Source organism: Pantoea sp. PNA 03-3 (assembly GCF_003201175.1).
Taxonomy (GTDB): Bacteria; Pseudomonadota; Gammaproteobacteria; order Enterobacterales; family Enterobacteriaceae; genus Pantoea; species Pantoea stewartii.
This window is the reverse complement of the sequence record NZ_QICO01000002.1, coordinates 661,824-677,248: the sequence shown is the minus strand read 5'-3', so window position 1 is coordinate 677,248 and position 15,425 is coordinate 661,824. Positions and strand designations below refer to the sequence as shown.

The window sequence follows — 15,425 nt, the reverse complement described above, 5'->3', positions numbered from 1 at the left end:
TACAGATTAGTGTGCTTTACCCTGCTCAATACCTGAACCCGTCTGGGAACGAATAAACTGTGCCCGGAAACGGGAGCGTTCTTCAGCACCCTGCGGTGAATGGTCGGTAATGGAAAACAGCCAGGTGCCAATAAAGGCGATGGCAATGGAGAACAGCGCCGGATATTCATAAGGGTAAATGGGGGAAGCATGTCCCAGCACCTGTACCCAGACCGTGGGGCCCAGGATCATCAGCACCACTGCCGTGATCAGCCCCAGCCAGCCGCCCACCATCGCACCTCGTGTGGTGAGCTTTGACCAGTACATGGACAGCAGGATAATCGGGAAGTTACAGCTGGCCGCGATCGAGAAGGCCAGTCCCACCATAAACGCGATGTTCTGCTTCTCAAACAGAATGCCCAGCGCGATGGCTACTGCGCCCAGCACCAGCACCGTAATTTTCGATACCCGCAGTTCGTCGCGCTCGCTGGCCTGGCCTTTACGGTAAACGCTGGCGTACAAATCATGCGACACCGCCGACGCGCCAGCCAGGGTCAGGCCTGCCACCACTGCCAGAATCGTGGCGAAAGCGACGGCGGAAATGAAGCCCAGGAAGGTGCTGCCGCCCACGGCGTTAGCCAGATGCACTGCCGCCATATTGGTGCCGCCAATCAGCGCACCCGAAGCATCTTTAAAGGCCGGGTTAGCTCCGACCAGTAAAATGGCACCGAATCCGATGATAAAGGTCAGGAAATAGAAGTAACCCATAAAGCCGGTGGCCCAGAAAACGCTTTTACGCGCCTCTTTCGCATCGGCGACGGTAAAGAAACGCATCAGGATATGCGGTAAGCCCGCCGTTCCAAACATCAGCCCCAGCCCCAGCGACAGGGCAGAGATCGGGTCTTTAACCAGCCCGCCAGGCTGCATAATGGCCGCCCCTTTCGGATGCACTGCCATCGCCTCAGTGAACAACGTATTAAAGCTGAAGCCGGTACTTTTCATCACCATAATCGCCATAAATGAGGCACCGAACAGCAGCAGAACGGCTTTGATGATCTGGACCCAGGTCGTCGCCAGCATCCCGCCAAACAGCACGTACAGCACCATCAAAATGCCCACCAGAATGACGGCGATATGATAGTTCAGACCAAACAGTAACTGAATCAGCTTACCGGCACCGACCATCTGCGCAATCAGGTAAAGCGCAACCACCACCAGTGAGCCGCAGGCGGACAGGGTGCGAATGGGCTTTTGTTTGAGGCGGTAAGAGGCAACATCGGCAAAGGTATACCGGCCCAGGTTACGCAGACGTTCAGCAATCAGGAACAGGATCATCGGCCAGCCGACCAGAAAACCGAGCGAATAGATTAAGCCGTCATAACCCGAGGTATAAACCAGCGCAGAAATCCCCAGAAAGGAGGCGGCAGACATAAAGTCACCGGCCATCGCCAGCCCATTCTGGAAGCCGGTAATATTGCCGCCCGCCGTATAATAATCGCTACGCGAGCGGGTTCGCTTTGACGCCCAGTAAGTAATACTCAGCGTCGCACCGACAAAAATGACAAACATCACAATGGCCTGATAATTAACGGCCTGCTTCTGCACCGCCCCGGTAATCGCATCGGCGGCCAGGGCGGAAAAGGGCAGGAGGGCGGCCAGCATCCACAGCATAAGACGCATCATGGTTTTACCTCGCTGAGGATAGCTTTTGTCAGGCGATCAAACTCGCCATTGGCGCGCCAGACATACACGCCGGTCAGTAAAAAGGAGATAACGATCAGGCCCACGCCAATCGGAATACCGCGCGTCACGTTGGTACCGGCATGCAGCGGCGTACCTAACCAGCCGGGAGCAAACGCAATCAGCAGAATAAAGCCGACATAGAGCACCAGCATGATTAGCGACAGCAGCAGGGCAAAGGACTGGCGCTTATGGACCAACTCCTGAAAGCGCGGATTCTTTTCAATTTGTTGGTAGATTCTTTCCTGTTCGGGCAGGGCATCGTTCATCACATTATCTCCAGAAGCTTGCAGGCGTGGACCTCACGCAACGGCGTGAATGCGTTATATTTTTTGTGACTACAGAAACACACTACGTAGGGAAGCGGTGGCGGAAAGCCTGATGCTTTCCGCCGGCGTGGTATTACGGCAGGGTGATGGATTGTTTCTCTTCAAGCAGTTTCTCAACGACGCCAGGATCGGCCAGCGTGGAGGTATCGCCTAAATTACTGGTATCGCCTGCGGCAATCTTGCGCAGAATACGGCGCATGATTTTGCCGGAACGGGTTTTTGGCAGCGAATCCGTCCAGTGCAGTACATCAGGCGTGGCAATCGGGCCAATCTCTTTACGCACCCAGTTACGGACCTCGGTATAAAGCTCCGGTGAGGGCTCTTCCCCGTGATTCAGGGTGATATAGGCATAAATAGCCTGGCCCTTAATGCTGTGCGGAATACCTACCACGGCCGCTTCGGCAATTTTCGGATGCGACACCAGCGCGGATTCGATCTCGGCTGTGCCCAGGCGGTGCCCAGACACGTTCAATACGTCATCCACACGGCCGGTAATCCAGTAGTAGCCGTCCTCATCACGTCGCGCGCCATCGCCGCTGAAATAGGCATTTTTAAAGGTCGAAAAGTAGGTCTGCTCGAAACGTTCATGATCGCCAAACAGCGTACGCGCCTGACCTGGCCAGGAATCCGTGATTACCAGATTACCTTCACAGGCGCCGTCCTGAGGATTGCCTTCGTTATCCACCAGGGCAGGCTGGACGCCGAAGAACGGCGTGGTCGCCGAGCCGGGTTTCAGCACGGTGGCACCCGGCAACGGCGTAATCATGAAACCGCCGGTCTCTGTCTGCCACCAGGTATCGACAATCGGACACCGGCTGTTGCCGATTTTTTTGTGATACCACTCCCAGGCTTCCGGGTTAATGGGCTCGCCCACTGAACCCATGATACGCAGGCTGCTACGGTCGGTGCCCTCAATCGCTTTATCCCCTTCCGCCATCAGCGCGCGGATAGCGGTAGGCGCGGTATACAACAGGGTCACCTTGTGCTTATCAATCACCTGGCCCATGCGGGCTGGCGTCGGCCAGTTTGGCACGCCTTCAAACATCAGCGTTGTGGCCCCACAGGCCAGGGGACCATAGAGCAGATAGCTGTGGCCGGTGACCCAGCCCACGTCCGCCGTACACCAGTAAACATCATCCTGATGATAATCAAAGACAAATTTAAAGGTCGTGGCGGCGTAAACCAGATAGCCACCCGTGGTATGCAGTACGCCTTTAGGCTTACCGGTTGAACCGGAGGTGTAGAGAATAAACAGTGGATCTTCGGCCTGCATTTCGGCGGCAGAGTGGTTGGTGCTGGCGTTCTGCATCAGCTCATGCCAGTGCCGATCGCGTCCTTCAACCCAGCCGACATCTTTGCCGGTACGTTGAAAGACCACCACGTTTTTCACGCTGTTCACATTGGGATTTTTTAATGCATCATCCACATTTTTCTTCAGTGGAATCGTGCGGCCCGCACGTACGCCTTCGTCGGCTGTCACAATCAATGATGCGCTGGAGTCGATCACCCGGCCCGCGACGGCTTCCGGTGAGAAGCCGCCGAAAATGACGGAGTGCACCGCCCCGATGCGAGCACAGGCCAGCATCGCGACGGCGGCCTCGGGCACCATGGGCATATAAATCGCCACGACGTCGCCTTTTTTGACGCCAAGCAGTTCCAGCACATTGGCAAAGCGGCATACATCAGCATGAAGCTGACGGAAGGTCAGGGTTTTGCTTTCACTGGCATCGTCGCCTTCCCAGATAATGGCGGGATGATCGCCCCGGGTAGCCAGATGGCGATCCAGGCAGTTGGCGGCCAGATTGAGCGTGCCGTCTTCATACCAACGAATTGAAATATTGCCTGGCGCAAATGAGGTGTTTTTGACTTTGCTGTAAGGTTTTATCCAGTCGAGGATTTTACCTTGTTCCCCCCAGAAGGTTTCTGGATCGGTAACAGACTGCTGGTACATCGCCTGATACTGTTCGGCCGTAATCAGCGCGGTTGCTGCGATATTTTCTGGAACAGGATAGTTATGATTTTGGCTCATGGCGATTCTCCTTGAAGATGTTAATCATATGTCAATCAATAGTTAAGTGAAGCAGAGCAACAAGATTTGTTTCTTTTTTGCGCCATAGATCACGCGTTAACCTTGTTGACATAAAAACGTCGCAAAAGAATGAAAAATGCGCTAACGCCATGCAAAGGATAGGGATTTAGATTGCAACATTTTGTGTCTTGCGCTGTTTAAAAAAGCAGCGAACGAACCGCGTAGTGTTTGCCCACAATCTGAATAGCTATGCGAAAACTTATCGAAAGTTTACTTTTCATAACAGCAGGTTAGGAATAAATAACCGCATCAGCATTTTATGCTTAAGAGATGGTTAAGTTTTAATCGAAGCCACCAAGGGTTGCATTTACTGCAGCGAAAATGGTACTTATCTCGCCCCTGATAATCAGGTATCAACTCAGACCGCGTCTGAAATGGGTTTAGAAATCATCGCATCGCAATGCGGGACGCTGTCTAAAACACCCTCTACTTTACCGGGCTTTTTGCTCACTTCCCTGTGTGTATTGTCTTCTGCACCTTCGCAGTAGAGAGAAACGGGTTTTGACTGAGGAAATTACGCGTTATGAAAGGTTTTAAAATCAGCCTTGCGTGGCAGATTCTGATAGCACTGGTGCTCGGCATCATCGTGGGTGCCGTATTGCATAATCAGCCAGATGATCGTGAATGGTTAGTCAATAATATTCTCAGCCCGGCGGGCGATATCTTTATTCACCTGATAAAGATGATTGTCGTGCCTATCGTGATTTCATCCCTGATTGTCGGTATAGCCGGTGTTGGTGATGCGAAAAAGCTGGGTCGTATTGGTCTCAAAACCATTGTGTACTTTGAAGTGATTACCACCGTTGCCATTGTGGTCGGGATTACCCTGGCAAATGTGTTTAAGCCCGGCACTGGCATTGATATGTCTACGCTGGCAACGGTGGACATCTCTAAATATGAAGCCACGACGGCGCAGGTACAGGAAGGGACGCACAGTCTGGTTGCGACCATCCTTTCTTTGATCCCGCAGAACATCTTTGCCGCGATGGCGAAGGGTGAAATGCTGCCGATTATTTTCTTCTCGGTCCTGTTTGGTCTGGGGCTGTCGGCCCTGCCCTCCGAACAGCGCGATCCGCTGGTCAACCTGTTCCGCGGCGTGTCTGAAACCATGTTTAAAGTGACGCATATGATCATGCGCTACGCGCCAGTGGGCGTGTTTGCTTTGATCGCCGTGACGATTGCTAACTTTGGTTTTGCCTCGCTGTGGCCACTCGCGAAGCTGGTGTTGCTGGTCTATGTCGCTATCCTGTTCTTTGCGTTTGTGGTGCTGGGGGCGGTAGCACGCTTCTGCAAACTGCGCATTACTACGCTGATGCGCATTTTAAAAGACGAGCTGATCCTGTCCTACTCGACCTCCAGTTCTGAAACCGTGCTGCCACGCATCATGGAGAAGATGGAAGCTTACGGTGCACCAAAAGCCATCACCAGCTTCGTCGTGCCCACCGGCTACTCGTTTAACCTGGATGGTTCAACGTTATACCAAAGTATCGCCGCGATTTTCATCGCGCAGCTGTACGGTATCGACCTGTCACTGACTGATGAAATCATCCTGGTGCTGACGCTGATGGTGACCTCTAAAGGGATTGCAGGCGTGCCAGGCGTTTCGTTTGTCGTCCTGCTGGCGACGCTTGGCAGCGTCGGTATTCCGCTGGAAGGACTGGCGTTTATTGCTGGCGTTGACCGCATCATGGATATGGCCCGTACCGCGCTGAATGTCGTGGGTAACGCCCTGGCGGTGCTGGTGATTGCCCGCTGGGAAAACCAGTTCGATGCAGAGCAGGCGAAAGCGTATGAATTGCAGTTACGGACGCAAACCGCGCCTTAATGCGGATTAGCAAATCAAAGGCTCAACGATGGTTGGGCCTTTTTTTTATTCTGTCTGGCTGCACCGCTCACGGCGCCACAAAAAAGCAGCTGGAAAGGATGAATTTTTCATTCGCTGTGTTAAAAATATCCAGAATAAATTATTCCTGTGGAGAACAAGCGTGAAAATTGATCTCAGTCAGATGGTCACGGAAGGGCGCAATCCGGCCAGCCTGAATATTGACGAAATGAGCACGGAAGCGATGCTTCGCGTCATTAATGATGAAGATAAAAAAGTTGCGCTGGCCGTTGAGGCTATTGTGCCGGCTATCGCCCGCGCTGTGGATATTATCTGCGCCGCCTTTCAGGCCGGTGGGCGACTGATATACGTGGGCGCGGGCACCTCCGGCCGCCTGGGGATCCTGGATGCAAGTGAATGCCCACCAACTTTTGGCACACCGCGTGAGCAGGTAACTGGCCTGATTGCCGGGGGCCATCAGGCCATTTTGCAGGCGGTGGAAAACGCTGAAGATAATGTGGCGCAAGGCGCGCAGGATCTGAAAGACATCCACTTCAGCCAGCAGGACGTGCTGGTGGGCATCGCCGCCAGTGGACGCACGCCTTATGTTCTGGGCGCGCTCGATTACGCCCGGCAATGTGGGGCGACGACGGTTGCGCTGACCTGTAATCCGCACAGCGAAATGGCCGACTTCGCCGATATTGCCCTGACGCCCGTGGTCGGGCCTGAAGTGGTGACGGGGTCATCACGCATGAAGGCGGGGACCGCACAGAAGCTGGTCCTGAATATGCTGACGACCGGCGCGATGATTCGTACAGGCAAAGTCTTCGGCAATCTGATGGTGGACGTTGAAGCCACGAACCAGAAGCTGGTACAGCGCCAGGTCAATATTGTGATGCAGGCTACTGATTGTGATGAAGCCTGCGCCAGTGCCGCCCTGGCGGCCTGCGGCGGGCACTGCAAAACCGCCATTCTCATGGTGCTGGCGGAACTGAGTGCTGATGAGGCAAAAACGTTGCTGACCCAACATCAGGGCTTTATTCGTCGGGCGCTACAGGCTGCGGGAGCACGCTGATGGCGGACGTGACCGATGCACTTCTGCACGCTATCGTGCAGGCAGCAGGCGGCGCAGACAATATTGCCGTTTGCGGCCATTGTATGACCCGTTTACGCCTGACGCTGAAGCAGAATCAGGCTGACATCGCCCGGCTGAAAGGTTTGCCTGGCGTGCTGGGTGTCATCAAGGGTGACGATCAACTGCAGATCGTGCTCGGTCCCGGCAAGGCGCAAACGGCGGCGGAACGGATGCATTTGCTGCTTTCACAGGGGGCACCGAATCTGCAACAGGTGGCTGCGCAACAAAAACAGCAGATAAAGGCCAGACAGACCCGCGCAGTGCATCAGTTTCTGGCACGTTTCGCCACCCTTTTCACACCGCTCATCCCCGGCTTTATCGCCGCAGGTTTACTGCTGGGATTCGCCACGCTGATTGAGCAAAGCCTGCACCTCAGCACGCCGGGCGCACATCCTGCAGGCTTACTGCAGACCGTGGCCTATATGAAAGTGTTCAGTAAAGGGTTATTCACCTTTCTCAGCATCCTGATTGGCTATAACGCGCAAAAAGCCTTTGGCGGCACCGGCGTAAACGGGGCCATTATCGCCTCGCTGTTTCTTCTGGGCTATGTGCCCGATGCGAAGGTCGGCTATTACAGCGGCATGGACAGCTTTTTTGGTCTGGCTATCGATCCGCGTGGCAACATTATCGGTGTGCTGCTGGCCGCGATGTTTGGTGGCTGGCTGGAAAGGCAGTTGCGCAAGGTCATCCCGGATAACCTGGATATGATTCTTACCGCCCTGTTAACCTTATTAATCACGGGCGCGCTGACTTATCTGCTCATCATGCCGCTCGGCGGCGAGCTGTTTAAGGGAATGTCGTGGTTGTTTATCCACCTCAATAACAACCCCTTCGGCTGCGCCCTGCTGGCTGGGCTGTTTTTGATCGCCGTGATGTTTGGCATTCATCAGGGGTTTATTCCGGTCTATTTTGCGCTGATGGAAACCCAGGGATTTAATTCACTGTTCCCTGTTCTGGCTATGGCCGGTGCCGGTCAGGTGGGGGCCGCGCTGGCGCTCTGGTGTAAAGCGGAAAAAGGCGCGTTGTTGCGCACCCAGATAAAAGGCGCCATCGTGCCCGGCTTGCTGGGCGTGGGTGAACCGCTGATTTATGGCGTCACGCTACCGCGGCTCAAACCCTTTATCACGGCCTGCGGCGGCGGGGCAGTGGGCGGATTTTTTATCGGTCTGGTAGCCTGGCTGGGGCTGCCGGTCGGCATGAATACGGTATTTGGTCCTTCGGGTCTGGTCACGCTTCCGTTAATGACCTCGCATCAGGGCATTTTTGCTGGCATGGCCGTGTACCTGGGCGGTTTGATCGTGGCCTGGGTCAGTGGCTTTGTACTGACGTGGTGGTTTGGCTTACGGGATGTCGATTTAAGCTGAATCCATAAGGAATGCGCTATTAACCCATCAAGCGGTACGGTAAGACGTTAGTCTCACTGCGGATGTCACGCGCCGGGCGCGGGTGGGATGGTGTTGCGCGCTATTCAGTTGCGTTAAAGTAAATCGTTAAAATGTAATGGGTTAAAAATTCCCGTGAGTAAACGAAGCCGCTACTGAGCGGCTTTTTTAATGCAATAAATTAACGCGTAGCACTAAAGTGTAAATACGCCACTGCCGAAAACATAAAAAAAGGTAAAGCTTACCTTTCACGTGCTTTCATCCATGCTTCTGGTGCAAGTCTGACTGGTACTATCAAGGACTCCTATGCGCAACAACCAACCTGTTTCTCAGCGAGAATATGTGTATGACGATCATGCCACACTGATGACAACGACCGATCTCAACAGCTATATCACCTATGCCAATGATGCATTCGTTGAAGCCAGTGGCTTTTCATCTGATGAGGTCAAAGGGCAGCCGCACAATATGGTGCGTCACCCGGATATGCCACCCGAAGCTTTTGCCGATATGTGGGCGACGTTAAAACAGGGCGAACCCTGGACAGCGCTGGTGAAAAACCGCCGCAAAAACGGGGATCACTACTGGGTGCGGGCGAACGCGATTCCGGTGGTGCGTAATGGTCAGGTGCAGGGTTATATGTCGGTGCGGACGAAGCCATCCGCCCAGGACGTGCAAGCCAGTGAAGCACTCTACCGTGATTTTCGTGAAGGTCGCGCGCAAGGCCGCCGTTTTCACAAAGGATTAATTGTCCGCAGCGGCTGGCGCCGCCTCGGCTCGATCTTAAAAACGCTGCCACTGCGCTGGCGCATCCGTACGGCGCTGCTGGCTTTACTGCCGCTGTCCGTCGCAGGCGTCTGGGCGCTGGGAATGGCACCGCTGGCGTTGAGCGGATTTGCGGGCGGCATGGCCGTTCTGTTGCTGCTTGCCAGCCTGTGGCTGGAGCAGCAAATTTCCCGTCCTGTTGAGCGCATGTGCAAACAGGCACTGCGCGTGGCCACCGGGGCCAGTCACCAGGTGGAGCAGATGGACCGCATTGACGAGGTGGGGCTGACGTTGCGCGCCATTGGACAGCTAGGGCTGATGTTCCGCTGGCTGGTGGACGATGTGAGTGGCCAGGCGATTAACGTGCTGAGCGCCAGTGACGCCATCGCCCGCAGTAACAATGAACTGAGCCGCCGGACCGAACAGGCCGCAGCGAACGTGCAGCAAACGGCCGCGACCATGAACGAAATGACCGCCACCGTGAAGAGTAATACGCAAACGGCCCAAGAGGTGAATTCGCTCTCCGTCAATACCAGCGATGCGGCAAGCAAAGGTGGCGAGGTGATGAAAGAGATGATGAGTATGATGGCGGATATCGCCGACAGCTCAGAACGCATTGCCAGCATCACCAGCGTAATCGACAGCATCGCGTTCCAGACCAATATTCTGGCGCTGAACGCCGCCGTTGAGGCGGCACGCGCGGGTGAGCAGGGTAAAGGCTTCGCCGTTGTGGCTGGCGAAGTACGCAGCCTTGCACAGCGCAGCGCAAAAGCCGCCAGCGAGATTAAAGCACTGGTGGAAACCAGCGCCAGCCGGGTCAGTTCAGGCAACGAGCACGCCGGTGCTGCGGGACATACCATGCAGGATATTGTGCAGCAGGTGCAGAACGTCACTTCGCTCGTTGCCCAAATCAGCGCGGCCACGGCGGAACAGGCGACCGCGCTCAGTGAAGTCAGCACGGCAGTAGAAGATCTGGACGATATTACCCATCAAAACGCCGCCCGCGTTCAGGAAAGCGCAGAAGCGTCGGGCCGTATGACCCATCAGGCTAACCGTCTGGTGGAAGCGATCAGCGTGTTCCGCTAAGTTTTGACCGGCCTGCCACCGGATGGTGTTGTGCCATTCGGCGTGATCACGCTCTTCGCGCGCGCAGGGTGCGAACCGTGATCATGCCGTCTGGTACGGCATGATCGCTAAGAGGCTTTCCCGTCCTAATCGTCTCTTCTGCTGCCCAATTGCGTACCCTCAGCCAACATCCCATCACGGCCTGACTCGTCTCAGAGCATCACGGCGTAACGCCTGTCTTTGCCGTCTTGTGACATAACAGCATAGCGCTGGGCGAAAGTCGTCAGGCGCACAGGTAGTCATTAATACTGCCTGCTATGCAAGGTGTAGTCATTTAACCTTTCGTGTTTAAACAGCGCTAAACGTGCTTTTCATTTTCAGTTTTATTGAATGATATGAGCAAAACCCTCTGCTTTTTCTTGTGCGATATTCGTCCTATTATGCTTTCACACAAGGTATGTAGCCTTATCTAAACGAAAAAGACCGAGGAATTGACCATGAAAACTATCAAAACTTTTGCTGCTTTAATCGCCCTGACTATTCTGCCTGCTGCGGTTTTTGCACAAACTGTGACGGCGACCGGCTCAACACTGGACAGCGCAGAAGCGAAAATTGCTGCTCAGGCGCAGGATGCTGGTGCTTCCTATAAGATCACCGAAGCGAACACCAACAACGGTGTGCACATGACGGCTGAGCTGTATAAATAAGCCTTGAACGTCTGTGCTGACAGGACGCCTGATGGCGTCCTGGCTCCGTTTTTAGCGCAACAGAACCTGTCACTTTACTGCCTCTACTCCGCTTTCCGGCATCATTCTGCCCCATCCGGCCTGTCTCTTTGACCAACAGATCGTTCGCTTAACCGTTCAGCCTTTGCCAGAAAAGCCCCTTGTATGCGCGCCATCATCCCTCAATGCTGCGCGTACCGGCGATAACCCGGGCGCGGATGTCGTCCTGAACGGACAACACTGCGGCATCATGCGCAATGAATGGCAGGAGAAGGAAAAGGAAAGTGGGGGAGACAATGCGGAATCGACCGCGGGTCGCCTGCGGCAACTACCCCAGGCGACCAGAAAGGTTATGACACCTCTTCTGAAGCGTCGTGCATCATTTCATCGTGCGGCACATCGTCCAGAATCTGTTCAAAACTGCGCAGACGTTTATAGATCGACATTAACTCGACCAGGGTGGACCACGAGGTAATGAGGTACTGGAACGATCCCCGAACCTGGTCAAACACGTTGGTGATCTGGTTCAGCAGGCCCAGCGTAATGGCACCGGCCACAATAGACGGGAACAACAGGAACAGCCCGAACACGTTATCCACCTGCAGATAAAGGATGCGGCTGATATTAAAGTAAAGATAGTGAAAATAGAGACGGAAATAGTTAATCCGCACATTGTGGAACAGCACTTTTACGGTCGGCGGCGTGGCGCGATCGGCGTGATCTTCGCCGTAAACCAGCTCTTTACGATAAGCCGCTTCGACGCGCTGGTTACGGAACTCCAGGCCGGGAAGCTTAATGCCCACCAGCGCCAGCAGCGCCGTACCAAAGAGTGACCACAACACCGCCGCGATCACCAGCGCATAGGGGATGCTGCCCAGAATCGGGATACTTTTTACATGATGTGAAAGCGCCACCAGAACGGGTAAAAACGCCACCAGGGTCATAATGGCCTGAATGAAGCTCACGCCCCAGCCTTCCAGCGTGGTAGCAAAGCGCATGGTATCTTCCTGCACACGCTGTGCCGCGCCTTCAACGTGGCGCAGGCGCTGCCAGTGATGCATATAGTAATTATTCATCGCAGTGCGCCAGCGGAATACCCAGTGGCTGATGAAAAAAGCATTCATCACGCCAATGACCACCGCAATCAACGCGATACCCAGGAAGGCGATAACCTGAGCATAAAATTCGGCAATCTGTACCGAACCGGCTTTCGTCAGCGCTTTTTGAATTAAATCGTAGAACGGGCCATACCAGGCATTGACGGCCACGCCAACCTGGACGCCAAACCAGGTCACAAAAATAATCAGCGCGGAACCCCAGACCGACCAGCGCTGCCAGGGATGGTTATCAATGATGCGCCACGCAAGAGCGAACAGGGCAACCATCAGCCAGTAATAGCCATAGAACCATAACTCACCCGGCGCAATAAAGCGCATCACCGTCGTGGGCAGGGGCTGACTGATGGCGGCCTGAAACGCAGGCCAGAAATGGGCCGGTAAATCGCTGGCAAAGCCAAACCAGGCAAAAATCGCCAGTAAACTCCAGATGGCCGCCGAACTGAAAAACGGCCCAGGTCGTGGAAAGAAAGACTTAAACATAGGTACTCCGCTGTTGTGTAATCGCTTTTATAACGTCTTAACGGCCATCTGTCTGTAGCCTGTTGTTTCTGAACATGACATTGACAACTTATATGTTAATGAAATTGTGCTTTTTTGTTTCCTTAAACTAAGTATTTGTCGGTAATGGTGTTACACTTAGCGCCACTGTTACCGGTAACAGCTTGTTGTACCCGAAATCCGCAAATAAAAACCACTACAACGCGCATTCACTTCTCTTTTTCGTACCGCAGTTGATGCGGTGATGAGGCAATGTCATGTCAGACCAGAAAAAGGGTCATTCACGCAGGGATTTTTTGCTGAAGACCATCACCCTGGCGCCCGCAGTGGCGGTAGGCAGCAGCGCATTGGGTGCCTTTTCTGCACCCGCTCAGGCACAGGCCGCAACGCCTGCCGAAAGCCAGGTCGCCCGAGACTATCAACCCAGTTGGTTTACTGCCGAGGAATTTGCGTTTATCAACGCTGCCGTGGCGCGGCTGATCCCCGCCGATGAACGCGGTCCGGGCGCGCTGGAAGCGGGCGTGCCGGAGTTTATCGATCGCCAGATGAATACGCCTTATGCCACCGGGGCCAACTGGTATATGCAGGGCCCCTTTAACCCGGATCTCCCCAAAGAAATGGGCTATCAGCTGCCGCTGGTACCGCAGCAGATTTACCGTCTCGGCCTGGCCGACGCCGACCAGTATAGCCGGCAGCAGTACGGTAAGGTCTTTGCCCAACTGAACGCTGAACAGCAGGATGCGGCGCTTCAGGCGATGGAGAGCGGCAAGGCCCATTTCAGCCAGCTCCCCGCCAACGTGTTTTTCTCTTATCTCCTGCAAAACACCCGTGAAGGCTTCTTTAGCGATCCGATCCACGGTGGCAATCAGGGCATGGTGGGCTGGAAGCTCATCAACTTCCCTGGCGCCCGCGCCGATTTTATGGACTGGGTAGAGCGCGGTGAACGGTATCCGTTCCCGTCAGTGTCGATTCGTGGAGAGAGAAGCTGAGCATGGCAAATGAATTAAAGAAAGTGGATGCCGTGATTGTCGGCTTTGGCTGGGCAGGTGCCATTATGGCCAAAGAGCTGACCGAGGCCGGTCTGAATGTGCTGGCACTGGAACGCGGTCCGCATCGTGATACCTATCCCGATGGATCCTATCCACAGTCGATTGATGAACTGACCTATAACATCCGAAAAAAGCTGTTCCAGGATCTGTCCAAAAGCACCGTCACTATCCGTCATGATGCGTCACAGACTGCCGTGCCGTATCGCCAGTTAGCAGCTTTCCTGCCGGGCACCGGCACCGGTGGCGCAGGACTGCACTGGTCAGGTGTACATTTTCGGGTCGATCCGGTTGAGCTAAAACTTCGCAGCCACTATGAGGCGCGCTACGGTAAAAAGTTTATTCCTGAAGGGATGACCATTCAGGATTTCGGCGTGGACTATCAGGAGCTGGAGCCATTTTTTGATAAAGCAGAAAAAGTGTTTGGCACCTCCGGTAGTGCCTGGAGTATTCAGGGTAAGGTTGTCGGCAAAGACAAAGGCGGTAACCCGTTTGCGCCCGATCGCTCTGACAACTTTCCGTTGCCCGCGCAAAAGCGCACCTGGTCAGCACAGCTGTTTGCCCAGGCCGCCGAGTCAGTAGGCTATCATCCTTACGATCTGCCCTCGGCGAATACCTCAGGTCCTTATACCAACACCTATGGCGCGCAGATGGGACCATGCAACTTCTGCGGCTACTGCAGCGGTTACGCCTGCTATATGTATTCCAAGGCCTCACCCAATGTGAATATCCTGCCTGCGCTGCGTCAGGAGCCAAAGTTTGAGCTGCGCAATAATGCTTATGTGCTGCGCGTCAACCTCACGGACGATAAGAAACGCGCTACCGGCGTCACCTATGTAGACGCGCAGGGGCGTGAACATGTGCAACCGGCAGATCTGGTCATCCTGTCAGCCTTCCAGTTCCACAATGTCCACTTAATGCTGCTGTCTGGCATTGGCCAGCCTTACAACCCGATCACTAACGAAGGCACGGTCGGACGCAACTTTGCCTACCAGAACCTGTCGACGCTGAAAGCGCTGTTCGACAAAAACACCACCACCAACCCGTTTATTGGGGCAGGCGGTGCCGGTGTCGGCGTGGATGATTTCAACGCCGATAACTTTGACCACGGGCCGCACGGTTTTGTCGGTGGATCGCCATTCTGGGTCAATCAGGCGGGCACCAAACCCATCTCGGGTCTGCCCACCCCGCCGGGAACACCTAACTGGGGTAGCCAGTGGAAGGCCGCCGTTGCCGATACGTACACGCATCACCTTTCTATGGATGCCCATGGTGCGCACCAGTCTTACCGCGTGAACTATCTGGATCTGGACCCGAATTATAAAGACGCCTACGGTCAGCCACTGCTGCGTATGACGTTTGACTGGCAGGAAAATGACATCAAGATGGCGCAGTTTATGGTGGGGAAAATGCATAAAATCGCCGAAGCCATGAACCCGAAAATGATCATTGGCGGGGCTAAAAAACCCGGCACACATTTCGACACCACCGTCTACCAGACCACCCACATCAGCGGCGGGGCGATTATGGGTGAGGATCCTAAAACCAGCGCGGTTAACCGCTATCTGCAAAGCTGGGATGTGCCTAACGTCTTTGTGCCTGGCGCATCGGCGTTTCCTCAGGGACTCGGCTATAACCCCACCGGCATGGTGGCGGCATTGACTTACTGGTCAGCGAAAGCGATTCGCGAGCAGTATCTGAAAAACCCAGGCCCTCTGGTGCAGGCATAAGG

Annotated in this window: 11 protein-coding genes; 7 read left to right on the top strand and 4 right to left on the bottom strand. The window is 54.5% G+C overall.

Going from position 1 to position 15,425, the window contains the following annotated elements:
* Nucleotides 1–6 precede the first annotated feature (6 nt).
* The 3 genes from actP to acs all read right to left on the bottom strand — a co-directional run bounded on the left by actP (nucleotide 7) and on the right by acs (nucleotide 4,077).
* Complete coding sequence (actP, locus tag C7433_RS09525; protein WP_369974375.1) at nucleotides 7–1,662, bottom strand: cation/acetate symporter ActP; 1,656 nt, start codon at nucleotides 1,660–1,662, stop codon at nucleotides 7–9.
* Nucleotides 1,659–1,988 carry a DUF485 domain-containing protein gene (locus C7433_RS09520; RefSeq protein WP_054688417.1) on the bottom strand — a complete coding sequence of 110 codons (330 nt, stop codon included), beginning with the start codon at nucleotides 1,986–1,988 and terminating at the stop codon, nucleotides 1,659–1,661. Before C7433_RS09520 ends, actP begins: the two co-directional genes overlap by 4 nt.
* Before the next feature lie 133 nt (nucleotides 1,989–2,121).
* On the bottom strand, nucleotides 2,122–4,077 hold the full coding sequence (gene acs / locus C7433_RS09515; RefSeq protein ID WP_110268077.1) for an acetate--CoA ligase: 1,956 nt from the start codon (nucleotides 4,075–4,077) through the stop codon (nucleotides 2,122–2,124).
* Between the two features lie 583 nt (nucleotides 4,078–4,660).
* Here acs and gltP point away from each other — a divergent pair.
* From gltP to C7433_RS09490, 5 genes are all read left to right on the top strand, one after another.
* On the top strand, nucleotides 4,661–5,962 hold the full coding sequence (gene gltP / locus C7433_RS09510) for a glutamate/aspartate:proton symporter GltP (protein WP_006121589.1): 1,302 nt from the start codon (nucleotides 4,661–4,663) through the stop codon (nucleotides 5,960–5,962).
* A 160-nt stretch (nucleotides 5,963–6,122) separates the two neighbouring features.
* Nucleotides 6,123–7,034: an N-acetylmuramic acid 6-phosphate etherase gene (murQ, locus tag C7433_RS09505; protein WP_110268106.1), complete on the top strand. Its 912-nt coding sequence runs from the start codon at nucleotides 6,123–6,125 to the stop codon at nucleotides 7,032–7,034.
* Entirely contained in the window at nucleotides 7,034–8,458 is a 1,425-nt protein-coding gene (gene murP / locus C7433_RS09500; protein WP_039339050.1) for a PTS N-acetylmuramic acid transporter subunit IIBC, read from the top strand. The genes murQ and murP overlap by 1 nt, the downstream gene beginning before the upstream one ends.
* Nucleotides 8,459–8,782: 324 nt before the next feature.
* A complete protein-coding gene (locus tag C7433_RS09495) occupies nucleotides 8,783–10,327 on the top strand; it encodes a PAS domain-containing methyl-accepting chemotaxis protein (protein WP_039339049.1) in 1,545 nt (514 codons plus the stop codon).
* A 476-nt stretch (nucleotides 10,328–10,803) separates the two neighbouring features.
* On the top strand, nucleotides 10,804–11,013 hold the full coding sequence (locus C7433_RS09490; RefSeq protein ID WP_110268076.1) for a DUF1471 domain-containing protein: 210 nt from the start codon (nucleotides 10,804–10,806) through the stop codon (nucleotides 11,011–11,013).
* A 368-nt stretch (nucleotides 11,014–11,381) separates the two neighbouring features.
* Here C7433_RS09490 and sbmA read toward each other — a convergent pair whose 3' ends face one another.
* Complete coding sequence (gene sbmA, locus C7433_RS09485) at nucleotides 11,382–12,629, bottom strand: peptide antibiotic transporter SbmA (protein ID WP_110268075.1); 1,248 nt, start codon at nucleotides 12,627–12,629, stop codon at nucleotides 11,382–11,384.
* Between the two features lie 275 nt (nucleotides 12,630–12,904).
* Between sbmA and C7433_RS09480 the strand changes: the two genes are divergently transcribed.
* Both C7433_RS09480 and C7433_RS09475 read left to right on the top strand, forming a co-directional pair.
* Nucleotides 12,905–13,636, top strand: a complete 732-nt coding sequence (locus C7433_RS09480; protein WP_058707829.1) for a gluconate 2-dehydrogenase subunit 3 family protein — start codon at nucleotides 12,905–12,907, stop codon at nucleotides 13,634–13,636.
* A gap of 2 nt (nucleotides 13,637–13,638) precedes the next feature.
* Complete coding sequence (locus C7433_RS09475; RefSeq protein ID WP_006121596.1) at nucleotides 13,639–15,423, top strand: GMC family oxidoreductase; 1,785 nt, start codon at nucleotides 13,639–13,641, stop codon at nucleotides 15,421–15,423.
* The last annotated feature ends 2 nt before the right edge of the window (nucleotides 15,424–15,425 follow it).

Excerpts from the sequence above, each read along its gene's own strand:
- actP (WP_369974375.1), bottom strand. The coding sequence starts at position 1,662 with ATGATGCGTCTTATGCTGTGGATGCTGGCCGCCCTCCTGCCCTTTTCC.
- C7433_RS09520 (WP_054688417.1), bottom strand. The coding sequence starts at position 1,988 with ATGAACGATGCCCTGCCCGAACAGGAAAGAATCTACCAACAAATTGAA.
- acs (WP_110268077.1), bottom strand. The coding sequence starts at position 4,077 with ATGAGCCAAAATCATAACTATCCTGTTCCAGAAAATATCGCAGCAACC.
- gltP (WP_006121589.1), top strand. The coding sequence starts at position 4,661 with ATGAAAGGTTTTAAAATCAGCCTTGCGTGGCAGATTCTGATAGCACTG.
- murP (WP_039339050.1), top strand. The coding sequence starts at position 7,034 with ATGGCGGACGTGACCGATGCACTTCTGCACGCTATCGTGCAGGCAGCA.
- C7433_RS09495 (WP_039339049.1), top strand. The coding sequence starts at position 8,783 with ATGCGCAACAACCAACCTGTTTCTCAGCGAGAATATGTGTATGACGAT.
- C7433_RS09490 (WP_110268076.1), top strand. The coding sequence starts at position 10,804 with ATGAAAACTATCAAAACTTTTGCTGCTTTAATCGCCCTGACTATTCTG.
- sbmA (WP_110268075.1), bottom strand. The coding sequence starts at position 12,629 with ATGTTTAAGTCTTTCTTTCCACGACCTGGGCCGTTTTTCAGTTCGGCG.
- C7433_RS09480 (WP_058707829.1), top strand. The coding sequence starts at position 12,905 with ATGTCAGACCAGAAAAAGGGTCATTCACGCAGGGATTTTTTGCTGAAG.
- C7433_RS09475 (WP_006121596.1), top strand. The coding sequence starts at position 13,639 with ATGGCAAATGAATTAAAGAAAGTGGATGCCGTGATTGTCGGCTTTGGC.